This is a genomic window from Helicobacter sp. 219-2, from assembly GCF_030053225.1.
In the GTDB taxonomy this organism is placed as follows: Bacteria; Campylobacterota; Campylobacteria; order Campylobacterales; family Helicobacteraceae; genus Helicobacter; species Helicobacter pylori_C.
In genome coordinates, this window is record NZ_JASGBS010000001.1 from 551,146 (window position 1) to 574,805 (window position 23,660).

At 38.7% G+C, this 23,660-nt stretch carries 19 protein-coding genes and 1 pseudogene; 13 read left to right on the forward strand and 7 right to left on the reverse strand.

What is annotated here, in order from left to right; all coding sequences use genetic code 11:
• Positions 1 to 24 precede the first annotated feature (24 nt).
• The gene (locus P6280_RS02805) at positions 25 to 3,051 is read right to left on the reverse strand and encodes an AAA family ATPase (RefSeq protein ID WP_283236926.1); all 3,027 of its coding nucleotides are present in this window, start codon (positions 3,049 to 3,051) and stop codon (positions 25 to 27) included.
• On the opposite strand from P6280_RS02805, the pseudogene P6280_RS02810 reads away from it, so the two are divergent.
• Positions 3,016 to 4,256: pseudogene (locus tag P6280_RS02810) on the forward strand (Mrp/NBP35 family ATP-binding protein). The gene P6280_RS02805 and the pseudogene P6280_RS02810 sit on opposite strands and share 36 nt — an antisense overlap.
• A 15-nt stretch (positions 4,257 to 4,271) precedes the next feature.
• On the opposite strand, the gene P6280_RS02815 reads toward P6280_RS02810, so the two are convergent.
• Both P6280_RS02815 and P6280_RS02820 read right to left on the reverse strand, forming a co-directional pair.
• A complete protein-coding gene (locus P6280_RS02815) occupies positions 4,272 to 5,288 on the reverse strand; it encodes a glycosyltransferase family 8 protein (RefSeq protein ID WP_283237453.1) in 1,017 nt (338 codons plus the stop codon).
• A 26-nt stretch (positions 5,289 to 5,314) separates the two neighbouring features.
• A complete protein-coding gene (locus P6280_RS02820; protein WP_001156388.1) occupies positions 5,315 to 5,422 on the reverse strand; it encodes a glycosyltransferase family 8 protein in 108 nt (35 codons plus the stop codon).
• Positions 5,423 to 5,584: 162 nt separating this feature from the next.
• Between P6280_RS02820 and hofA the strand changes: the two genes are divergently transcribed.
• Positions 5,585 to 6,937, forward strand: a complete 1,353-nt coding sequence (gene hofA / locus P6280_RS02825) for an outer membrane beta-barrel protein HofA (protein WP_283236928.1) — start codon at positions 5,585 to 5,587, stop codon at positions 6,935 to 6,937.
• A gap of 102 nt (positions 6,938 to 7,039) precedes the next feature.
• Positions 7,040 to 8,905, forward strand: coding sequence for a molecular chaperone HtpG (htpG, locus tag P6280_RS02830; protein ID WP_283236929.1), 1,866 nt, complete (start codon positions 7,040 to 7,042; stop codon positions 8,903 to 8,905).
• Between the two features lie 186 nt (positions 8,906 to 9,091).
• Here the strand turns inward: htpG and hcpA are convergent, their stop codons facing one another.
• The 3 genes from hcpA to mnmG form a co-directional block, all read right to left on the reverse strand.
• On the reverse strand, positions 9,092 to 9,844 hold the full coding sequence (hcpA, locus tag P6280_RS02835; RefSeq protein ID WP_180650188.1) for a Sel1-like repeat protein HcpA: 753 nt from the start codon (positions 9,842 to 9,844) through the stop codon (positions 9,092 to 9,094).
• Positions 9,845 to 10,306: 462 nt separating this feature from the next.
• Positions 10,307 to 11,455: a succinyl-diaminopimelate desuccinylase gene (gene dapE, locus P6280_RS02840; protein ID WP_283236930.1), complete on the reverse strand. Its 1,149-nt coding sequence runs from the start codon at positions 11,453 to 11,455 to the stop codon at positions 10,307 to 10,309.
• Between the two features lie 9 nt (positions 11,456 to 11,464).
• Positions 11,465 to 13,330: a tRNA uridine-5-carboxymethylaminomethyl(34) synthesis enzyme MnmG gene (gene mnmG / locus P6280_RS02845; RefSeq protein WP_283236931.1), complete on the reverse strand. Its 1,866-nt coding sequence runs from the start codon at positions 13,328 to 13,330 to the stop codon at positions 11,465 to 11,467.
• 95 nt (positions 13,331 to 13,425) lie between these two features.
• Between mnmG and P6280_RS02850 the strand changes: the two genes are divergently transcribed.
• From P6280_RS02850 to P6280_RS02870, 5 genes are read left to right on the forward strand one after another with little or no spacing between them, the layout of a single operon-like run.
• Positions 13,426 to 15,084, forward strand: coding sequence for an SLC13 family permease (locus tag P6280_RS02850; protein WP_283236932.1), 1,659 nt, complete (start codon positions 13,426 to 13,428; stop codon positions 15,082 to 15,084).
• Between the two features lie 20 nt (positions 15,085 to 15,104).
• Positions 15,105 to 15,905 (forward strand): phosphatidate cytidylyltransferase, encoded by an 801-nt coding sequence (locus tag P6280_RS02855; protein ID WP_283236933.1) that lies wholly within the window; start codon positions 15,105 to 15,107, stop codon positions 15,903 to 15,905.
• Positions 15,906 to 17,012, forward strand: coding sequence for a 1-deoxy-D-xylulose-5-phosphate reductoisomerase (dxr, locus tag P6280_RS02860; protein ID WP_283236934.1), 1,107 nt, complete (start codon positions 15,906 to 15,908; stop codon positions 17,010 to 17,012).
• 50 nt (positions 17,013 to 17,062) lie between these two features.
• On the forward strand, positions 17,063 to 17,371 hold the full coding sequence (locus tag P6280_RS02865) for a beta-1,4-N-acetylgalactosaminyltransferase (RefSeq protein ID WP_283236935.1): 309 nt from the start codon (positions 17,063 to 17,065) through the stop codon (positions 17,369 to 17,371).
• On the forward strand, positions 17,343 to 18,206 hold the full coding sequence (locus tag P6280_RS02870; RefSeq protein ID WP_180392981.1) for a beta-1,4-N-acetylgalactosamyltransferase: 864 nt from the start codon (positions 17,343 to 17,345) through the stop codon (positions 18,204 to 18,206). Before P6280_RS02865 ends, P6280_RS02870 begins: the two co-directional genes overlap by 29 nt.
• A gap of 15 nt (positions 18,207 to 18,221) precedes the next feature.
• On the opposite strand, the gene P6280_RS02875 is transcribed toward P6280_RS02870, so the two are convergent.
• Complete coding sequence (locus tag P6280_RS02875; protein WP_128481581.1) at positions 18,222 to 18,773, reverse strand: YbhB/YbcL family Raf kinase inhibitor-like protein; 552 nt, start codon at positions 18,771 to 18,773, stop codon at positions 18,222 to 18,224.
• Positions 18,774 to 18,916: 143 nt separating this feature from the next.
• On the opposite strand from P6280_RS02875, the gene P6280_RS02880 reads away from it, so the two are divergent.
• The 5 genes from P6280_RS02880 to radA all read left to right on the forward strand — a co-directional run bounded on the left by P6280_RS02880 (position 18,917) and on the right by radA (position 23,563).
• Positions 18,917 to 19,378 carry a helix-turn-helix domain-containing protein gene (locus P6280_RS02880; protein ID WP_283236936.1) on the forward strand — a complete coding sequence of 154 codons (462 nt, stop codon included), beginning with the start codon at positions 18,917 to 18,919 and terminating at the stop codon, positions 19,376 to 19,378.
• A gap of 171 nt (positions 19,379 to 19,549) precedes the next feature.
• The gene (locus tag P6280_RS02885; RefSeq protein ID WP_000941687.1) at positions 19,550 to 20,713 is read left to right on the forward strand and encodes a NifS family cysteine desulfurase; all 1,164 of its coding nucleotides are present in this window, start codon (positions 19,550 to 19,552) and stop codon (positions 20,711 to 20,713) included.
• Positions 20,714 to 20,734: 21 nt separating this feature from the next.
• The gene (locus tag P6280_RS02890) at positions 20,735 to 21,715 is read left to right on the forward strand and encodes an iron-sulfur cluster assembly scaffold protein (protein WP_231218687.1); all 981 of its coding nucleotides are present in this window, start codon (positions 20,735 to 20,737) and stop codon (positions 21,713 to 21,715) included.
• Between the two features lie 156 nt (positions 21,716 to 21,871).
• Entirely contained in the window at positions 21,872 to 22,105 is a 234-nt protein-coding gene (locus tag P6280_RS02895; protein ID WP_000450349.1) for a ribbon-helix-helix domain-containing protein, read from the forward strand.
• Positions 22,106 to 22,216: 111 nt separating this feature from the next.
• Entirely contained in the window at positions 22,217 to 23,563 is a 1,347-nt protein-coding gene (radA, locus tag P6280_RS02900; protein WP_283236937.1) for a DNA repair protein RadA, read from the forward strand.
• The last annotated feature ends 97 nt before the right edge of the window (positions 23,564 to 23,660 follow it).

The window sequence follows — 23,660 nt, forward strand, 5'->3', positions numbered from 1 at the left end:
TAATCAAATTTGATATACCCTTTTCTAATCGTTGGGTTGTTTTACTCTTTCTTTTATCCACTCAAATAATTTTAGAAAATTCTTTTTTGTTTCTTCACCCACCACATCATCTTTCTCGCTATACAAGAGCCTTGTTTTGAACGCCATGACCAATTCCATGCGTTTGTTTTTGGCGTATTTTTCTCTATCGTTTGCGCTGAAACAATCTTCAATTTGTTTGAAATTTTCATCGCAACTTGAGAGCTGTAAGATTGTGATAGGATCAAGCCTTTCTTCATTAGCTCTTTTGAATTGTTTGCTTTTTGCTTTTTGTGGGTCAGAGCCATCTTTTCTGTCATCATCTATCAAAATAATAGGGTTGTTGTCCAATTTGCGGAGTTTTTGAATGGTTTTTTGCATGTCTTTTGGATTAGCTTTAAGCCCTGAAATGGGTAAGAAAGTGAAAGGAATGGGGTCGTTTTTGAATTCTCGCTCATTGAAATACAATTTGAAAGCGCTCAAATAGCAATAATCGGTGGTGCCTTCCACAAAGATGATTCGGTGTTTTTGGGGGTTGTGAAAGACATTCTGACTCACCCCTAAAGAGCGTTTGATTTTATCTAGGGCATCGGAGTTTCTGTTTGCATCGTTTTTTAGGGAATAATTAAAGGTATTCTCAATCGCAGAGCCTTCTTCTTTTTTTTCTACAATCCTTATCTCATCTAAATGATCCGTATCCACCAAAAAGGGGTCATGGGTGGCTAAAACAAAAGTGGTATTATGTTGGTGGGCGTATTTTTTTAAGATCTTTCTAAACTCTCGTCTTCCTGGCACGCTCAAGTGGGTAGCTGGCTCGTCCATAACATAGATAATATTCTTGTTAAAACTAAAATTTGATCCCACATTGTAGAGAAAACCAAACATGAAATTAAACGCCCATTGGAAGCCGGTGCTTTGCTGGCTCAAAATGATTGGTTTTTGATTGTCGGATTTTCTGCAATCATAAATTTCAAGTTTTATTTCATATGCCGTGCATTTCTCTCTAAAAAACTTATTGTTGTGTCGGACACGAATTTTTAATTGGTAATTATCTTGAGGACTATCTTGAGTGATCGCTAAAAGCTCATTAAATTCTTTTGCGATTAAAGAATCTATTCTTGATTGCATGCTGTATTCCAGGATTTCTGCAATATTTTCTAATGTTTCTGTAAAATTTACCTTAAATAAAAGAGAGCTTTTATCATTAAAAAATTCAAGTTGCCATACATTATTATTGTATTCGCCTTTTGCTTCAATGTTAAAAGGATATTTTGATTGTTTGATCTCTTTTAGTGATTCTTGGTTGATTTTTTGCAAGTATTTTTTAGGGATATTGAACAATTTATTATAAATAGAATAAACTTCTAAATCATTATTTTTATCAAACATTATTTCTAACGCTTGTTCATATTTCAAGTCTTTTTGATCAAAATTTTTATAATTCAAAATTTTCCCAAAAGTATTCCAAATTGTATTAGGATGAAAATCCATTTTTCTAAATAATGAATTTCTAAAGAACCAATCCGATTGGTCAAATTCAGAAGGGGAAGAATAATCAAGGCAAGTCAATAATGCAGTCTTAAGATCGTTATCTGTGATTTTTAGCTCTTTGTATTCTTTCATGGTTGGCACAAATTTATCCAATGAGTGATTTTTCAAAGGAAAATTAACTCTGTTTCTTAAACCTTGAAACGCTGTATAAGGATTACACTTTCGGCAATATTCTGCGAACTCAGAATAATTTTTACTTTGTTGGAATTTTTCCTTGTTTGCTTCAAATTTTTGCTTGATTTCATCAATATTTTTGGGGAACAAATGAACGCCACTCTTTTCATCTAAAGTTTTTATACTCTCCCACAGAGATTTTCTTGCTGATTTTAAAAGATCATCGTATTGGTATCGCCTAATTTTTGAATTTGATAACAATTCCATTTTTTCCAAATAAAACTGGCACATCATGTATTTCATATCTTTAGACTCATCATTAATAGCATGACTTACTGCACACTCTTTGCATATTTGTTGGATATTGTCTAGCAAAACATCATAATTAAACTCTAGCGTTTTTTGATTTTTGCAGTAATCTTCAATCTCTTGAATCAGCGACTCTTTTTTTCGCTCAAAATCCTTTCTCATTTCATTAAGGTGTTTAACATGTGATTCGAACTCCTCAAATTGTTTTTTAAAATTTTCATTGATAGGGTATTTTTCGTCTATTTTTTTAATAATATCTTTCACTTCAGTTTTTGGTATGAATTCTGTATTAAAGTCAATAGTCTTAAAAAGATTATCTAAACTCTTTAGCTTTTTTAAGATGTCTCCCATATCTTGTGATTTAACTTCACTTGCACTAAGTTTTTCAAAATGAGAATAAATTTCTGCTAATTGATTTTGTCTGTTTTTCCCTATTATAAAAAATTGATTGGGTTTGTGATTTTTATTTGGAGTATTGCACTCTATGATTTCTCTTACACACTGACAAAAATTTTTAATAAGTTCGCTACTGCCATTTAAATGTTTGATTAATTTTTTGAAAAGTAAATTGTGGTTTTGTTTAGTTGAAAATGTGCTCAATTTTAATTTTTCTTTGTAGAATTTTAAAAACGAATCTAATACACCATAAGACATGATAAGATTGATAAAACCCCCTATAAAAACACTAAAAGGATAACTGATTAGCGTTTTTGATAATTCTTTTAAACCCTCGCCAATCTCTTTAGTTTGGATCTTCAAATCCACGCAAGAAAAATCTATGGTTTCATTGTTACGGCTTGTTTCTTCTTCCAGGCTCAAAACAGCGTCTTCAAATTCATGGGCTTTGAAATAATCGTTCTCATTACAGAGTTTGATACCTGTATCATTAAACGCCTTCAAGGCCTCTAAAATATTGCTCTTGCCCACATTATTTTCCCCCACCAAGATCACCAACTCTCCATGCTTTTCAAAACTTGAATTTAAAAGCAACTCCGTAGGCGATTTTTTACCCAAATTCCTAAATTGGTGCAATTTCAAAACACGCTTATAAAGTTTCATGCCTTATCCTTTTTAAAAACTCAAACTCAATTTATAATGCAAAATTAAACAAAACATGCTATAAAGAAAATTCAAATACTATCATTTTAAGGATTAAAATGCTCACCCAAGAAGATATCTTAAGCGCGTTAAAAACGATCATCTACCCTAATTTTGAAAAGGATATTGTCAGCTTTGGTTTTGTCAAAAACATCGCTTTGCATGACAACCAATTAGGGCTTTTAATAGAAATCCCCTCAAGCTCTGAAGAAACGAGCGCGATTTTAAGGGAAAATATCTCCAAAGCGATGCAAAAAATGGGCGTGAAGGCTTTGAATTTGGATATTAAAACCCCGCCTAAACCGCAAGCCCCAAAGCCCACCACTAAAAATTTGGCGAAAAATATCAAGCATGTAGTGATGATAAGCTCGGGTAAGGGTGGTGTGGGTAAAAGCACTACCAGCGTGAATTTAAGCATCGCTCTAGCGAATTTAAACCAAAAAGTGGGGCTACTAGACGCTGATGTGTATGGCCCTAATATCCCTAGAATGATGGGCTTACAAAACGCTGATGTGATCATGGATCCTAGCGGTAAAAAACTCATTCCTTTAAAAGCTTTTGGCGTTTCTGTGATGAGCATGGGGCTTTTGTATGATGAGGGGCAGAGTCTCATTTGGAGAGGGCCCATGCTCATGCGAGCGATTGAGCAGATGCTAAGCGATATTATTTGGGGGGATTTAGATGTTTTGGTGGTGGATATGCCCCCAGGAACAGGCGATGCGCAGCTCACGCTAGCCCAAGCTGTGCCTTTGAGCGCAGGAATCACCGTTACTACGCCTCAAATCGTGAGTTTGGATGATGCGAAACGGAGTTTGGACATGTTTAAGAAACTACACATTCCTATTGCGGGCATTGTAGAAAACATGGGGAGTTTTGTGTGCGAGCATTGCAAGAAAGAGAGCGAGATTTTTGGATCAAATTCCATGAATGAGTTGCTAGAAGCTTACCACACGCAGATTTTAGCCAAGCTCCCTTTAGAGCCTAAAGTGCGTTTAGGGGGGGATAGGGGCGAACCGATTGTGATTTCTCACCCTAATAGCGTGAGTGCTAAGATTTTTGAAAAAATGGCGCAAGATTTGAACGCTTTTTTAGAAAAAGTAGAAAAGGAAAAATTAGCCGATAACAAAGACATCCAGCCCACACAAACCCATGCTTGCTCGCATTAGTTTTGAAAGGGTTTTTTAAACCCTTTTAATCAATCGCTTCACTTTTTGTTTGGCTTTAAAAAGCAAAAATTCTATAAGGAGTTTAGAAGAAAGCCTAGGCAGAAGAGATTCAAAAGAATGCCGTTTGTCTGAAAAAGACAGGACTTTATTAAGAGCGTGGATTTCTTTATCCCTGTTTTGAAAGGATTCAAAAAGGTGATCCAAAAAAGGAGCGTTAAAATAGGCGTCTTTAAAAGGCGTTTGAATCAACGCTTCATGCCATTTTTTCGCGCCAATGACGCTGAAGAGCTTCCAGGGTTTATCGCCCCAAAAATGCAGCATGCGCGCTTCTTTAACGCTAGGGAATGAGGGCGTATCAAGGAAACTAGGGTGGGCATTGTATGAATAAGGCAATTCTAAAATCCTACCACGGCACACAAAACACAGAGCATCTTGATCGCTAAATAAAAGTTTTTCATTTTTCAAAAGGACAAATCCCATCAATTGGTTTTCAAGATTTTCTTTACGCCATGATTTTAAATTTAAGGCTAAAAACCCGGCGTTAAAGTAGTTGTCAAAAAGGATTTGAGCTTCTTTTAAATTAGGGAAAGCGTCAGCGACACCAATGCTTTTTGCGTGCATTTGGCGTAATTCGTATAAATCCTTAGCCGAATTCCTGTTCATAGCGATCAAATCTTTTTCTCTCACAGCCCCAAAATAATGATCATCAAGGGGGATAAAAAAACTCTCGCTAATATCGCCCACAAACAAAGTATCCACATCAAACATGATCATCTTATCGTATTGGGGGAAAAGGGAAGCGAAAAAGAAACGGCACATGATCATTTTAGAAAAGCGTTTTTGAGAAAAAGAATTGAGTTTTAAATGCAATTTTTTAATTCCACCAGCTATTAAAGGGTCAAGTTTGCGGTAATTATGGCGTGGTTCTAATTTTTCATCAGTAATATCCAAAAACTCTATGCTAGAAAAAGCGCTAAAAGGAGCGATCGTTTCTTCTAATTTGTCTATATTCTCTGGGCTTAAACCCTCCACCAAACAATGGATTTTATAAAAGAGTTTTACTCTCTCTCTCGTTTGGCGTTTGCTAGCATGGAAAATAAGCTCACGCCAGCAGGGATACAATAATTATTATCAAAAGCCACAACAATAGGGACAATCTCTTGCATGCACAATCCTTAAATCTTTAATTGAACCCGCTAAAAAAAGGGGGGTTTTTGTGATTTTATCGTTTTTTTTTTTTTTTTCTACAATGAGCGAGGAGCGAGCGACTTGCGAGTTTGTTTTATGGCATAATATTAGACTTCAATAAAAAGGTGTTTGATAAAAGGGTGCTTAATCAAAAAGTTTGGCTAGGGTTTTTAGCTTTGAATGGGGTTTTTCTCAACGCTTTTGAGTATCAAATCAGCGCGAGAGTGGGATCATTTTCGCGCATCGCTTTCAATCAGTCGGTTATCAATTCCAAAAAAGGGATTTATCCTACAGGGAGTTATGTAACCACTACTGGGGCTTTACAAGTTGATTCTAGTTTGCTCCCTAAAGGGATTGAAAACCACAAACTGGGTTTTGGGGTGGGGGGCGAAATAGGATCGTTAGCTTATGATTCCACGAAGTTTTTGATGGATGAAGCCGACCCTAAGGCAGGGTTTCAGCCGGCGAACTGGTATTATATGGGGCGATGGGAGGGCTATTTGATGCAACACAGCCAAAATTGGACCAGAGAGCAAAAGGCGCAAAACGCCAGGCCCTATGTGTTATACAATTTGTATTTAGATTATCAATATAAGGATATTTTTGGGATTAAATTAGGGCGTTACCCCTCTAAAGCTTTGTTTTTGAGTGGGTTTAATCAAGGGTTTGAGCTTTTTTATAGGTGGAAAAAGTTTAGGATAGAGTGGTTTAGCACCTTTGGAAGGGCTTTAGCTAATGAGCAATATATTAGAGATTTTTACGCTCCTGTCAATTACAAGCAAAAAACCAACTACGGCATGCACAATTTAAACCTCATTTACGAAAATAAATACATTAGGGTCGCGCCTTTTATTTGGTTTTACCCTAAGAATTTTAACGCTCCTGGATTTGAAATCACCCATGATACAAAATCTTATTGGAAATCTGATTGGCGCATCCAAACGACTTTTTACGCATGGTTCCCCCTTTATAGCGATTATTTGTCTAAAGATTATTACAGAGCTTCGTTAATAGGGAAAAAAAGCGCAAGTTTGTTTGTGTTTCAAAGGGTGCATTTTCGATCTTATCTTTTTGGCTGGAGCGTGTATAAGAATTTTGGGAACGGGAGCGCTCAATTAGGTTGGAACGGCTCACCAATTGATCCTTTTTATGACACTAAAGATGACACCCCTTATGAAGACGCTTATTCCAATTTTTACAACGCTAATTCCATGACCATTAACGCTTTTATAGGGAAGAGTATTAAGAATCTTTTGGTGCAATTGTATGGGAAATTGACCTATTCCCCAAGGGCCAATTCGCAAAGCTTAGGGGTTACTTTTAAATATAACATTAAAAAACATATCTATTTAATGCTAATGTTTAATGGCTATCAAATCACGATGCATAAGGGTTATAAGGTAGGGTTTTTTACAAGCGGCTACAACCCTGATTTCGCTCAAACCATTCAAGATAGAAGCTATTTTATGAGCTCTATGAGCTATCGTTTTTAAAAAATTAAACATTCTTTCATGTTATTTTTTAAGCCATGTCATACCCCTTTTAAGCGCGCTTTTATTGTATAATCTTAAAAATTTTATTAAAGGAAAAGATCAATGTCTAATCAAGAATACACCTTCCAAACTGAAATCAACCAGCTTTTGGATTTGATGATCCACTCTTTGTATTCTAATAAAGAGATTTTTTTAAGAGAGTTGATTTCTAACGCGAGCGACGCTTTGGACAAGCTGAATTATTTAATGCTGACTGATGAGAAATTAAAAGGGCTGAATATCACGCCTAGCATTCATTTGAGTTTTGATAGCCAGAAAAAAACCTTAACGATCAAAGATAATGGTATAGGCATGGATAAAAACGATCTCATTGAGCATCTAGGCACGATCGCTAAATCAGGAACGAAGAGTTTTTTAAGCGCTTTGAGTGGGGATAAGAAAAAAGATAGCGCGCTGATTGGCCAATTTGGCGTGGGCTTTTATTCAGCGTTTATGGTAGCGAGCAAGATTGTCGTTCAAACCAAAAAGGTAAATAGCAAGCAAGCTTATGCATGGGTGAGCGATGGTAAGGGCAAGTTTGAAATCAGCGAGTGCATCAAAGAGGAGCAAGGCACAGAAATCACCCTCTTTTTAAAAGATGAAGATTCTCATTTTGCGAGCCGTTGGGAGATTGATAGCGTTGTTAAAAAGTATTCTGAGCATATCCCTTTCCCTATTTTTTTAACTTACACCGATACGAAATACGAGGGCGAAGGGGATAATCAAAAAGAAATTAAAGAAGAAAAATGCGATCAGATCAATCAAGCGAGCGCTTTATGGAAAATGAATAAGAGCGAGTTGAAAGACAAAGATTACAAAGAGTTTTACCAATCGTTTGCGCATGATAACAGCGAACCTTTGAGCTATATCCATAATAAAGTGGAAGGCTCTTTAGAATACACAACGCTTTTTTACATCCCTAGCAAAGCACCCTTTGACATGTTTAGGGTGGATTATAAAAGCGGGGTCAAACTTTATGTTAAAAGGGTGTTTATCACTGACGATGACAAAGAATTGCTGCCGTCTTATTTGAGGTTTGTTAAAGGCGTGATTGACAGCGAAGATTTACCCTTGAATGTGAGCCGTGAAATCTTACAGCAAAACAAGATTTTAGCCAATATCCGTTCGGCTTCAGTAAAAAAGATTTTAAGCGAGATTGAACGCTTGAGCAAGGATGAAAAAAATTACCATAAATTCTATGAGCCTTTCGGGAAAGTGCTAAAAGAAGGCTTGTATGGGGATTTTGAAAACAAAGAAAAACTTTTAGAATTGTTAAGATTCTATTCTAAAGACAAAGAAAAATTGGTTTCTTTAAAAGAATACAAAGAAAATTTAAAAGAAAATCAAAAAAGCATTTACTACCTTTTAGGCGAAAATTTAGACTTGCTAAAGGCGTCCCCGCTTTTAGAAAAATACGCTCAAAAAGGCTATGATGTTTTGTTATTGAGCGATGAAATTGATGCGTTTGTGATGCCAGGCGTGAATGAATACGATAAAACGCCCTTTAAAGACGCTAGCCATAGCGAGAGCCTAAAAGAGCTTGGTTTGGAAGAAATCAACGATGAAGTAAAGAATCAGTTTAAAGATTTAATGAAAGCGTTTGAAGAAAATCTTAAAGATGAGGTTAAAGGCGTAGAGCTTTCTAACCATCTCACTTCAGCGGTGGCTTTAATAGGCGATGAACAAAATGCGATGATGGCTAATTGGATGCGTCAAATGGGCCAAAGCGTGCCTGAAAGCAAGAAAACGCTAGAATTAAACCCTAACCATGCGATTTTACAAAAACTCTTAAAATGCGAAGATAAAGAGCAGTTGAGCGCTTTTATCTGGTTGCTTTATGATGGGGCGAAGCTTTTAGAAAAAGGGGCTTTAAAAGACGCTAAAAGCTTTAACGAACGCCTAAATAGCGTGCTATTGAAAGCGTTGTAAGGGTTAAAACCCTTTTAAGGGTTTGAATAAACGCTTTAAACCCTTCAAGCGCTAATCTAAAAGTGGCAATGAATGGGTGCGATAAAAGCTTATTATGATTAAAAGATTAATTCGTGGGGTTTATGCTTTCATTAAAACATTAAAAAGCGTAAAAGCCAGCTAAAGTTTAGCTTAACTTCATTGAAACTAAAGTTCTATTTTTAATTCCTTAAGAGCGTCGCATGCTTCTTTAACGCCTGATTTACAACCTTTTTTAAAGTTTTCTACCGCTTGCTTTTCGTCCTTTGCTGTGCCTTGTCCATTATATTGCATAACCCCTAAATTATAACACCCCCTACCATCATTCAACTCGCAAGCTTTGGAATAACGAACGATAGCCTCCTTAAAATTCTTTGCTATACCATATATGTATCCTGCGTTAATACACCCCGGGCTATCTTTTAAATCGCAAGCTTTTTCATACAAATCAAGAGCCTTTCTTGAATCCTTATGCGTGCCTACGCCATGATGGTATAAGCTTCCTAATACCATACACCCTTCAGCATGGTTTAGTTCGCAAGATTTAGAGTAATATTGTGAGGCTTTTTTGGTGTCTTTAGAAACGCCTTGCCCGTTATAGTATAAATTGCCTAACAGGCGGCACCCATAACCATCATTCAATTCACAACCTTTAGTGTAAAATTGAATGGCTTTTTTCAAGTCTTTTCCCACTCCTTTCCCTTCTTCATAGAACGCCCCTAAAAAAACACACCCAAAGCCATCTTTTAACTCACAAGCTTTTTCAAAATGCGTTTTAGCTTGAGTGAAATCTTGCTTCTTTGTGCTCTCTATACCTAAATTAACAAGCTCTTTAGCGTCTGGCTCTGCCATTAACCCTCTCAAACACAACGCACCCAAACACAAGACCCCAAAAAGGGTTTTTTTAACACTTCCTAGCATGATATATCTCCTATTAAAAAAATGTAATCCTTTATAATTATAATCAAATATTGACGATTAAAGCCTTATTGAACCTTTGATGAGATAAAGAAAAAATTATTTTTTTAATGACTGCGTGCTGCTTGAATTGGATTGCTATGCTAAAAGGGATACTTCTAAAAGCTGTATTAAAAGATTTTGTTTTAAAAAATTGATTGAACCGCCACCCTTTTAAGAGTGGCTTTGGTAAAAGCCCTTAAGAAATTTAACTAAAAACAAAAGGAGCATTTCAAACAAAAAAAGGGCGAATTGGGTTATAGCAAGCTTTGGTTACTTTGTCAAGCATTGCCCCACTCTTATAAAGGTTACAATAAATGGGATTGCAAGCGTGCTAAGGCTTGAGTTGGTTTGGTGATTGTATCAGCGAAAAAGGCGTTGGTGTTAAAAGAAAAATCCTTACGCCAAAACCATTATTATACCCATTTATTTCTCGCTTAAATTCTCTAAAACCCCCAAAAACACTTTTTCTAAAAGCTCTAATTCTTTCAAGCTCACCCTTTCATCAATGGCATGGATCCTATCATTAATGACGCCAAATTCCACCACTTCTATGCCATGAGTGCTAAAAAATCGTGCATCGCTCGTGCCGCCTTTGGTGTTTAAAAGGGGGGTGGCATGGCATGTCTTTAAAATATTTTCTTTTAAAACGCTGGCAAGCTTTGAATGAGAAGCCGTGATGAAAGGCGAACTGCTTGATTCTAATTCTAAAGTGTAAGGCACGCTTTTTAAAACCTTTTCTAAATATTCTTTCAAACTTTCTTTGGTGGTTTTTAAAGAATGGCGCGCATTAAAAATAATTTCTACGCTTGCGGGCGTTACATTATTCGCTCCTAACCCTGCATGCAAGTTGGTGATAACCAATTTTGAAGGGTCAAAATATTCATCGCCATCGTCTAAATTAACTCCTGAAATCAAGGGCAAAACAGAAGCGAGCGCATCAATGGGGTTTTGGCATTTTTGCGGGTAAGCTACATGCCCTTGAGTGCCTTTTAAAATGAGTTTGCCATTAATGGAGCCTCTTCGGCCGATTTTGATGCTATCGCCTAGGACTTTTTCGCAAGTGGGTTCAGCCACAACCGCCATGTGAGGGAGCAAATCTTTTTCTTTGAGTTTTTCTAACATAAGCCTAGTGCCAAAAATCCCTGGCCCTTCTTCATCGCTTGTGAGTAAAATAGAAAGCATGAAAGGGGTTTTAGGGTTAAAATTTAAACTCGCGCTCAAAAACGCCCCCACGCCTCCTTTCATGTCTTGAGCCCCACGGCCGTATAAAAACCCCTCTTTAACAATGGGTTTAAAGGGATCGCTTTGCCAATGATTTCCAGGAGGCACGACATCAATATGCCCTGCAAAGCAAAAATGCAAGGGCTTAACATTTTCTTTTGCATGCTTTTCTTTTGTATGCTTTTGGGGGTTAAAAATGCGGTATAAAAAAAGGTTTTTCACGCCATTTTCCCCACACTCTAGAGTTTTAAAATTAGGAAAAAGCGATTTAATGTATTCAAAAATACCGCATTCTTTGGGCGTGATGGTGGGGTAGCTGATGAGCTTTTGGGTGATTTCTAAAGCGTCCATTAAAATCCTTTAAGAGTTTTTTCGCAAATGGATGTATAAATGCAAAACATCTAAATTCGCCGGGGTGATTCCGCTGATTTCTGAGGCTTCAAAAAGGCTTTTGGGGCGGAATTTTTCTAACTTTTCTACCGCTTCTAAGCTTAAGCCTGGAATGCCTTTAAACACAAAATCTTTAGGGATAGAAACTTTGAGCATGCTATCCATTTTAGCGATATTTTCGTGTTGCTTTTCAATATAAATATTATACTTGCATTCAATTTTAATCTGCTCTAAAACCCGCTCATTCAAAGGCGTTAAAAAGCTGAAAAAGGAGCGCATTTTTTCTAGATTAAAACTATCGCGTGCTAAAAGGCTAACGCCATCAACCTTGTCATTGATAGGGTTTTCGTCTAATTCATTCAAGCGTTTTAACACTTCTTTACTGGGGGTAAGGACGCATTCTTTAAGGCGTTTGAGATGGTCTTGTATTTCTTGTTTGTCTTTTTTTAATCCCTCATAAAAATCCTTTTCCATAAGCCCTAAACGATAGGCATGTTCGCCTAACCTAAAAAGCGTGTTGTCCTCTCTTAAAAGCAAGCGGTATTCGGCTCGGCTGGTAAACATTCTGTAAGGCTCATTCGTGCCTTTAGTAACCAAATCATCAATCAACACGCCGATATAAGCTTCATTGCGTTTCAAAATAAAGGGGTCTTGATTCTTTAAGGCTAATACCGCATTAATCCCAGCCATAAGCCCTTGAGCCGCTGCTTCTTCATAGCCGGTAGTCCCATTGATTTGCCCGGCCAAATAAAGCCCTTTGATTTTTTTGGTTTCTAAAGTGTGGGTCAATTCCGTGGGCTGGATAAAATCATACTCTATCGCATAGCCATAGCGCGTGATGAGGGCGTTTTCTAGGCCTTTGATAGAGTGGATGACCTTTTCTTGCACATCTAGGGGTAAAGAGGTGCTTAAGCCGTTGATATAATATTCGCTTTTGTGAATGGTTTGAGGCTCTAAAAACAGCTGGTGGCGTTCTTTTTCGCTGAAGCGGTTGATCTTATCTTCAATGCTAGGGCAATACCTTGGGCCTATGCCTTCAATTTGACCGCTAAATAGGGGGGCTCGGTGGAAATTATCCCTGATGATTTGGTGGGTAATAGGGTTGGTGTAAGTGATGAAACAAGAGAGTTGGGTGGGGTTAAAATCTTTGGTTTTATAGCTAAAATAGGGAGGGTTTGTGTCCCCAAAATGCTCTTCTAAGTCTTCAAAATCAATGCTATTGCCCGCCACTCTTGGGCAAGTGCCGGTTTTTAATCTCTCCACCTTAAAGCCAAGCTCTCTTAAATTCAAGGCTAAAGAATTAGAAGCGTTTTCCCCAAAGCGCCCGTTTTGGTTTTGGTGCTCGCCAATATGCACCACCCCTTTTAAAAAAGTGCCTGTGGTGATGATCACTTTTTTAGCTTTATAAGTGTTGTTAATATTCGTGGTTACGCCCACTACCTCATCATTTTCAATGACTAAACTTTCAGTCATTTCTTGAGAGACGCTCAAATTAGGGGTGTTTAAAACAAGATTCCTTGCAAAAATGCGGTAAGTATCCATATCAATTTGCGCTCTAGTCCCTCTAACTGCCGGCCCTTTAGAAGCGTTTAACACACGATATTGCAAACCGCTATTATCCGTAATAATCCCCATAGCCCCCCCTAAAACATCCACTTCTTTAGTCAAATGCCCTTTACCCAAGCCTCCAATCGCCGGGTTACAGCTCGCCAAACCGATCGTGTCTATGAGCATGGTGATTAGATGCACTCTAGCCCCCATTTTGGCTGCAATCAAGCTCGCTTCAATGCCTGCATGCCCCCCACCAATCACTAAAATATCACTTTCTTTTACCACTCTTTTTCCTATTTTAATATGATTTTTCTAAAATCTTAGTTTTGAAAAAGTTTTATTGTAGCATGGAGGTTAGTAATTTTAAAGGGTAAAATAAAATGGAAAATCATTCGCATGCCAATACGCATACAGATACGCGCACCGATGATAAAAGCACTAAGATCGTGCGCTTGTTGGGGTTAATAGGGGGAGTGTTAATCGCGCTCATTATCTATTACGCTTTAAACGCTCAACTGCCTCATATTGTAGAAGAAATCCCCAAGCTTCATTCCTTAAATTATAAAGCGATGCCTGTTGTGGCTGGGGTGGCTGTTTTAATGGGGATATGGTGGATGACTGAAGCCATTGACCTGCCCGCAACCGCGCTTTTACCTTTAGTGCTTTTTAGCGTCTTTAGCGTGGATCAATTCTCTAGCGTTAGCTCTTCTTACGCATCGCCGATTATCTTTCTTTTCATGGGAGGGTTTATTTTAGCTTTAAGTATGCAAAAATGGAACTTGCACACACGCATCGCTTTAAGCATTATTTTATTAGTAGGCACAAGCCCTAGGAGATTGATTTTAGGTTTCATGATAGCTACAGGCTTTCTGTCTATGTGGGTGAGCAATACCGCAACGGCGGTGATGATGCTCCCTATTGGCATGAGCGTTTTGCAATTAGTCGCTAAACTTGTGGGCAAAGAAAACGCCTCTAATTCATGGCATCAAAAAGAAGAAATCACCAAAGTGCATGGGGGTATTATGGGAAATATCGTGCATAAGGGCAAAGATATTTCTCAAGTCATTCAAGAAAAGACCATCATTTATCGCACGAATTTCAGTATTTGCTTGATGCTTGGCATCGCTTATGCGGCTTCTATTGGCTCTTTAGGCACTCTTATTGGCACGCCGCCTAACGCTTTATTAGCCGGCTATATGAAAACCGCTTTCAATATTGAAATTGATTTTGCCCGGTGGATGGTGTTTGGGACGCCGTTAGCCTTCATCATGCTCATTTTATCGTGGCTCTTGCTCACTTATGTGATTTTCCCTTTAAAGATTAAAGAAATCCCAGGGGGTAAGGAAGTCATTAGGGCAGAGTTAAAAAAATTAGGCCGTTTGAGTTGGGCGGAAATCTCTGTGGGCGTTATTTTTATTTTAGCGTCTTTAGGGTGGATTTTTTTAGATACGATCTTAAAATCTTGGGGCATTAAAATAGATAAAATTGATTCAGTGATCGCTATGGGGGTTTCTGTGCTTTTATTCATTTTGCCCGCTAATCATCAGGGCGATAGGCTCATTGATTGGGGTGTTGCTAAAAAACTCCCTTGGGATGTGTTGCTTTTATTTGGCGGCGGGTTAGCCTTGAGTGCGCAATTTTCTAAAACCGGGTTGAGTTTGTGGATCGGGCATTTAGTTTCTGGCTTTTCGCATTTACCGATTTTATTCATTATTTTCATGGTAACTTTAATGGTCATTTTCTTAACCGAAATCACTTCTAACACCGCCACCGCTGCGGCGTTTTTACCGGTGATTGGAGGGGTTGCGATGGGCATGGGTTATGAAAATCATCAGAGCTTGTTATTGACCATTCCTGTAGCCTTGAGCGCGACTTGCGCGTTCATGCTCCCTGTAGCCACCCCACCCAATGCGATAGCTTATGGCTCTGGGTATGTTAAAATAACGGACATGATTAAAGCCGGTTTGTGGCTTAATCTGGTAGGAGTTGTTTTGATTAGCGCGTTTAGTTATTTTTTAGTTTCGCTGGTATTTAATTGATTAATTGATTAAGGAAAAAAGTGAAAGAAGAGTTATTTAAAGAAAAATCTCGTTACATTACAGGGTTTGTTTTAATCATTGTGGCAGGATTGATTTTGTATGCGGACAATTTGTTGTTGTTTTGGGCGGTTTTAGGGGGGGTTTATGTGGCAGGGTTTTCTGAAGCGTTAAGACTATTTCAAGTTAAAGCGAGCTTTAGTTTGTATCTCATTTTAGTGTTGTCATGGGTAGCAGCGTATTTTAACGGGCACCCTATAGAATGCGCTCTTATTAGCGCGATGGTCATGGCTAGCATCATCGCTTATCAAAAAGCGCACCATAGCGAAGCCATTTTACCCTTTTTATACCCGGGCGTTGGGTTTTTTGCGCTTTTTGGGGTTTATAAGGATTTTGGTGCAGTAGCGATCATTTGGCTTTTAGTCGTGGTGGTTGCAAGCGATGTGGGGGCGTTTTTTGGAGGCAAGCTTTTAGGCAAAACCTCTTTCACACCCACTTCACCAAATAAAACCTTAGAGGGTGCGTTGATTGGCGTGGTTTTGGCGAGCGTTTTAGGATCGTTTGTGGGCATGGGGAAATTGAGCGGAGGCTTTTTTATGGCGCTTTTATTCAGCTTTTTAATCGCTCTTGTGGCGGTGTTTGGGGATTTGTATGAAAGCTATTTGAAAAGAAAGGTCGGGATCAAAGATAGCGGTAAGATTTTGCCCGGGCATGGGGGCGTTTTAGACCGATTGGATTCCATGCTTTTTGGGGCTTTAGGCTTGCATGTGTTGTTGTATTTTTTAGAAGTTTGGAAAGAAACGGCGGTGTTTTTAGGGGATTGAATGGTTGTTTTAGGAAGCACTGGCTCTATTGGGAAAAACGCCCTAAAAATCGCAAAAAAATTCAAGGTAAAAATAGAAGCCTTGAGCTGTGGGAAAAATATCGCTTTAATCAATGAGCAAATCAAAGTTTTCAAACCCAAGAAAGTGGCAATCTTAGATCCTAACGATTTGAATGCTTTAGAGCCTTTGGGCGCGAAAGTGTTTGTAGGGCTAGAGGGCATTGATACGATGATAGAAGAGTGTGTTTCAAATTTAGTCATTAACGCCATTGTGGGCGTGGCAGGATTAAGGGCGAGCTTTAAAAGCTTACAAACTAACAAAAAACTAGCCCTAGCGAATAAAGAAAGTTTGGTGAGCGCGGGGCATTTATTAGACATTTCACAAATCACGCCCATTGACAGCGAGCATTTTGGTTTGTGGGCGTTGTTGCAAAACAAGGCTTTAAAGCCTAAATCCTTAATCATTAGTGCGAGTGGGGGGGCTTTCAGGGACACGCCTTTAGAACTCATTCCTATTCAAAACGCGCAAAACGCGCTCAAGCACCCTAATTGGAGCATGGGATCTAAAATCACCATTGATTCAGCGAGCATGGTCAATAAGCTTTTTGAAATCCTAGAAACTTATTGGCTTTTTGGCGCGTCTTTAAAGATTGATGCGCTGATTGAAAGGAGTTCTATCGTGCATGCTTTGGTGGAGTTTGAAGATAACTCTATCATCGTGCATTTGGCGAGCGCGGACATGCAATTACCCATAAGCTATGCCATTAACCCTAAATTAGCTTCTTTGAGCGCGTCTATCAAGCCCCTAGATTTATACGCTTTAAGCGCAATTAAATTTGAACCCATTAGCATGGAGCGCTACACTTTGTGGCGTTATAAAGACTTGTTGTTGGAAAACCCAAAGCTTGGCGTGGTGCTGAATGCGAGCAATGAGGTGGCGATAGAGAAGTTTTTGAACAAAGAGATCGCTTTTGGTGGGCTTATCAAAACCATTTCTCAAGCCCTAGAATCATACGCTAAAACGCCTTTCAAGCTCTCTAATTTAGATGAAGTGCTGGCGCTAGATAAGGAAGTTAGGGAGCGTTTTGGAAATGTAGCGAGAGTGTAGTATAATAAGATTTTGCTATTAGTAGCGTTTTATTTCAATCAGGAGTTTTTATGGGGTTAAAAAATAAAATCAAGGGTTTTATTAAAGAGAGAATGCCTTTTGTGGTCAGATATGTTCGTAGTTTAAAAGGGACCAAAAATATTTATGATGAAATCAATCATGAAATTAAGGAAATGTTAGAGGCTAAAAAACTTCATTCTCTTCAAGAAAAAGCTTTATTCAACCATGACCATCAAGAAAGCGTGTTTTTGGCTATCGCTTCTTTAAGTAATGAAAGTTTCATTGAACGCAATAAGAGTATTTATAAAAATAGTTCTCTTAATTATAATTATGGGGGGGGGGGGGCATTTAGAAGATAGGGTTATCCATCCCACTTTAACTCTACCCAATCCCACGCATTCAGGTTATTTTGACTATGATAAAGAAAGTCAAAACCCTAAAAGCCCTCTAAACCCATGGGCTTTTATTAGAGTTAAAAATGAAATCGTTACTTTAGAAGAGAGTTTGTTTTCTATGCTTCCTGCCATTCAAAGGGGGGTCATTGGTTTTAATGATTGCGATGATGGCTCTAAAGAAGTGATTTTAGAGTTTTGTAAAAAGTTCCCCTCATTTATCCCTATCAGCTATCCTTATGAAGTTATACTAAAGGATTGCCCAAGTTTGTGGCACCAATTCTATCATTGCTGTAATTATACGCTTTCTTTTATCCCTAAAAATGAGTGGGTTATCAAAATTGATTGTGATCATATTTATGACGCTAAAAAACTTTATGAAAGTTTTTATATCCCTAAGAGCATTAAAGAGGTTGTGATGTATTCGCGCATTAATTTTGTGGTGCAAGATTTTGAAGTGTTTATGCGTAATGATGGGGATTTTGGGTTTTTAGACGCATGGGGAGATCATTGGTTATTTTATAACGATTGTGAGCCTTTTGAAATTTGGCAATATCATGGTGATGCTTATGAAACTTTAAAGCTTAAGGATAAACATCATATTAAGGATAAAGAACTCGTGCAATGGCACTTCCCTTTAGCTAAAAAGAGGCGAAACGCTCTTGTTTATAATGATTTAATCCCTTTAAAAGATTTTAAAAAGCACCATGCCGATTTGATAGGCACAAGGATTGAAGAAAGCATGCTAGATGAAAAGAGAATTTTAGAAATGTATCAAAAATTCAATTTAGCGAAAGAATAGCTACAAGCATGCAGCCTATTTTCTCACAAACTGCTTGTATAGAAATTCCTTTCTCCCTATGGCGATGATATGCCCGCGCATTTTGTCATGCAAATCGCCTAAGAAGAAAGGGGCTTTTAAGGCGAGTTTAGGAATGTCTAGGGCATACACTTGGATTAAGTAATGGTGATCACCATTAGGGGGCATGGGGCCGATATAGGTGCTGTTATTGAGGTTGGAGCGTTGTTTTTCGCTTTCATTGAGAGAAGAACGGATAAAGCCTTGAGTGAGCGAATTGACCCCTTGAACAATCCTTTTATCCATCATGGAAGCGTTTTCTTCTAAAACATTATAAGAAATATTGCCCACGACCCAATGGACAAACGACATGCCGCACACTTTTTGAGCGTCATGATCGATGAGTTCTAACGCATAGCTTTGAGCGCCTTCTACTTTTTGCCATGAGATTTTAGGCGAATAAGTGGGTAAGCCGTTTGGATTGAGAAACCCTCTAGGAGCGTTACCGCCAAATTTAGCGTCCAAATACCCTTCTGAATCGGTTTGAATCATTACTTCAAAAGTTTTCATTTTAAGCCCTTTTTCTTTGAAATCATTTTGCGTTTTTATTGTAGCATGATCATAAAAACACATCTTAATTTGGAGCATGGTATTAGAACAATCATTTTTAATGATTAAATAGCTATTTATTTTTAGTGGTTAGTATTGAACGCATGGAAAGTAAAATAAATCGTTTGAGCGCCAAGATAGACGCACTATTGGAACAGCAAAAAAGAGTGATTTCTTTACTAGAAGCTTATTTTAGCGTTTATCCTACCCAAGAGGCTTCAAATAAGTTTTTTAAAAGCGTTAGTCAAGGGATGGAGTTAGCCCCAGAAATCGCGCAAGAAGATGAAGAAAAACGCCTTTACGTGTTGCAATATTTAAGCCATGTGGATATTACTAAAAACAAGCAAGACTCCCAGCTCAAAAAAGATTGTTTGGAATTTATCCAAAGGTTTAATGTCCCAAAGCCCATTATAGTTACCGCTCTTTATAACCTTAAGGGCATTAAGCCCACTAAAAAAGAAGTAGCGAAGCAATTGCAAAAACTCTATGTGTGGGAGAAGCGTTACCAACAAGGAGGGATAGACGCTTTAAAAGACAGGCGTGGGAGACCCCCTAAAAAATCTTAAGCGACTTGGTAGCGGCTGTTGTTGGTTTTTGATAGGAGGATGTTCGCATTTCTCAAAATGTTTTCAAAAATTCATCTTATTTTAAGTTAAAATTAAGAAAATATCTTGTATTTAATCATAATTTAGACCTAGATAAGAAAATCTATGTAAAATTTTAAGGAGAACACTCATTTGTTACAACGAATTTATTTAGACAATAACGCTACAACTAGGATTGACCCTAAAGTCAAAGAGATCATGGATCCTTTTTTAAGGGATCATTACGGGAATCCTAGCTCGTTGCACCAGTTTGGCACAGAAACCCACCCAGCCATTGCAGAAGCGCTAGATAAGCTCTATAAGGGCATTAACGCTAGGGATATAGATGATGTGATTATCACTTCTTGCGCGACAGAAAGCAATAATTGGGTTTTAAAGGGCGTGTATTTTGATGAATGCTTGAAAAAAGGCAAAAACCATATTGTAACCACGGTTGCAGAGCATCCGGCGGTGCGATCCACTTGCAATTTTTTAGAAAGCTTGGGGGTGGAGGTTACTTACTTGCCCATTAATGAGCATGGGAGTATCACCGCAGAGCAAGTCAAAGAAGCGATCACAGAAAAAACCGCTTTAGTGAGCGTGATGTGGGCGAATAATGAAACCGGTCTCATTTTCCCTATTGAAGAAATTGGGGCTATTTGTAAAGAAAAGGGCGTGTTGTTCCATACCGATGCGGTGCAAGCGATTGGTAAAATCCCTGTAGATGTGTTAAAAGCGAATGCGGATTTCCTTTCTTTTAGTGCGCACAAGTTTCATGGGCCTAAAGGCATTGGGGGGTTGTATATTAGAAGTGGGGTGGGATTGACCCCTCTTTTTCATGGTGGGGAGCATATGAATGGCAGGCGCAGCGGGACTTTGAATGTGCCTTATATTGTGGGAATGGGCGAAGCGATGAAATTAGCCGTAGAGCATTTAGACTATGAAAAAGAAGTGGTAGGGAAGTTGCGCGACAAATTAGAAGAAGCGCTTTTGAAAATCCCTGATGTGATGGTGGTGGGGGATCGAATCCATCGTGTGCCTAACACGACTTTAATCAGCGTGAGAGGGATTGAAGGAGAGGCTATGCTGTGGGATTTGAATCGCTCTAATATCGCCGCTTCCACAGGGAGCGCATGCGCGAGTGAGGATTTAGAGGCTAATCCTGTCATGGTAGCGATTGGAGCGAGTAAGGAATTAGCTCATACCGCTATCAGGCTTTCATTGAGCCGTTTTAACACGGAAGCTGAAATTGATAAAACGATTGAAGTTTTCTCTCAAGCGGCTATAAGATTGAGAAACATTTCAAGCTCTTATTAAAAAGGATATAAAGGAATCAAAATGGCAAAACATGATTTAGTGGGATCAGTTCTTTGGGATGCGTATTCTAAAGAAGTTCAAAGGCGCATGGATAACCCTACGCATTTAGGGGTCATCACCGAAGAGCAGGCTAAGGCTAAAAACGCTAAGCTCATTGTGGCAGATTATGGTGCAGAGGCATGCGGTGATGCGGTGAGATTGTATTGGCTTGTAGATGAAAGCACGGATAAGATTGTTGATGCGAAGTTTAAAAGCTTTGGTTGCGGGACAGCGATCGCAAGCTCAGACATGATGGTGGAATTGTGTTTGAATAAAAGAGTCCAAGAGGCGGTAAAAATCACGAATTTAGATGTGGAAAGAGGCTTGAGAGATGAACCGGACACGCCGGCTGTCCCTGGGCAAAAAATGCACTGCTCTGTGATGGCGTATGATGTGATCAAAAAAGCTGCCGGCATGTATTTGGGGAAAAACGCTGAAGATTTTGAAGAAGAAATCATCGTGTGCGAGTGTGCTAGGGTGAGTTTAGGCACGATTAAGGAAGTGATTAAACTCAATGATTTAAAAAGCGTTGAAGAAATCACTAACTACACCAAAGCCGGTGCTTTTTGTAAAAGCTGTGTGAGGCCTGGAGGGCATGAAAAAAGGGATTATTACCTGGTGGATATTCTTAAAGAAGTGCGCGAAGAAATGGAAGCTGAAAAACTCAAAGCCACTGCTGACAAATCCCAAAGCGGGGAATTGGCTTTCAGGGAAATGACTATGGTTCAAAAGATTAAAGCCGTGGATAAAGTCATTGATGAAAATATCCGCCCGATGCTTATGATGGATGGAGGGGATTTAGAGATTTTAGACATTAAAGAAAGCGATGATTACATTGATGTGTATATCCGCTACATGGGGGCATGCGATGGGTGCATGAGTGCGACTACCGGGACTTTATTTGCCATTGAAAACGCCTTACAGGAATTATTGGATCGCAGTATCAGGGTGTTACCGATTTGATTTGAACTTTTTAGGGGGTGGAGGCCTTTTTTAAGCGAAGTGCTAATAAACTTAAGAATGAGGAATGATTAGCGCTTGCAACATTATTCATTATACGCTACTTTTATGCTAATATGCTATTTTGAAGCGATTTGCGATGATGATTGAAGGAACTTGATGGAAACGACAGAAAACACAGATGAAACTCGCTTAAGGGGCACTAAAAATAAACTAGGGCGCAAACCAAAAGCAGACGCTAATAAAAAAACTCGCGCTGTAAGCTTGTATTTTTCTGATGAGCAATACCAAAAACTAGAGAAAATGGCTAACGAAGAAGAAGAAAGCGTGGGATCTTATATCAAACGCTATATTTTGAAGGCTTTAAGAAAAATAGAGCAAAATGGTGCTTGATAACTTTTTAACTTGTTTTGAGTTTAGCTTTACGAGTTTTGCTACAGAACAAAACCAAAACCCCGTTTTTATCCAGTTTTTAGCTGTGTGATTTTAAAAAAGAGTGGTATTTTGGCTAAAAAAACTTCTTTATTTGAGTGTCAGCATTGCGGTTTTACAAGCCCTAAGTGGCTAGGAAAGTGCGTTCAATGCAACGCATGGGAGAGTTTTATAGAATTGAACCAAACCCAAAAGGAAGTTTTAATCGCGCTTAAAAATCCGATCCCAAAAGCGCAAAAAAGCGTTTCTATCGCTGCAATTGAACATGAAGAAGTGATCAAGTTTTCTTCCACTCAAAGCGAGTTGGATATTGTTTTAGGTGGGGGGATCGCTAAAGGGGGGCTGTATTTAGTGGGGGGGAGTCCTGGGGTAGGGAAATCCACTCTGCTTTTAAAAGTGGCTTCTGGTTTAGCCAAAAACCAGCAAAAGGTTTTGTATGTGAGCGGGGAAGAGAGCTTGAGCCAGATTAAAATGCGCGCCACTAGATTGGATTGCATAGAAAAAGAATTGTATCTGCTCAATGAAATCAATTGGCCTGTGATTAAGGCTAATATTGAAAGCGAAAATTATTTTGCTTGCGTGATTGATTCCATTCAAACGCTTTATTCGCCAGAGATTTCTTCAGCGCCCGGCTCTATTTCGCAAGTGCGAGAGATCACTTTTGAGCTCATGCGTTTGGCCAAAACAAGAGATATTGCTGTTTTTATCATCGGTCATATCACTAAAGAAGGGAGCATCGCAGGGCCTAGAGTGCTAGAGCATATGGTGGATAGCGTGCTGTATTTTGAAGGCGATCCCAGTAGGGAATTAAGGATTTTAAGGAGTTTTAAAAACCGCTTTGGCCCTACGAGTGAAATCGGCTTGTTTGAGATGAAAGAGCAGGGTTTGGTGAGCGCAAAAGAAGCTTCAAGCCTGTTTTTTTCTAAAGAAGAGCCTATGGAGGGGAGTGCCATTACCATCACTTTAGAAGGCTCAAGAGCGTTGATTTTAGAGATTCAGGCGTTGGTGAGCGAATGCAGTTTTGGAGCGCCCAAACGATTAGCGAACGGGTTTGACACCAACCGCCTTAACATGCTCATCGCTTTGTTAGAAAAAAAGCTAGAAATCCCCTTAAACCGCCATGATGTGTTCATCAATGTGAGCGGAGGGATTAAGATTAGCGAGCCGGCTTGCGATTTAGCGGTCATTGCCAGTATCCTTTCAAGCTTTAAAAACAGAAAAATTGACAATAAAACGGCGTTTTTGGGCGAAGTGAGTTTGAATGGCAGGATTTTAGAAGCCCCCAATTTGAACGCTAGATTGAAAGAAATGGAAAATTACGGCTTTTTAAAAGCCATTTTGCCTAAAAAACCCAGCCAAAAAACCTCGATCAAATGCTATGAAGCCAATGCGGTGGGCAAGATTGTTGAATGGATGTGATTGGAACTTTTGTTACCTAATAGAACAGAGCCTTATTGAAATTTAAACTCAATTTAAAGAACAATTACCATTTTTTTAGTTATAATGGCGGACACCA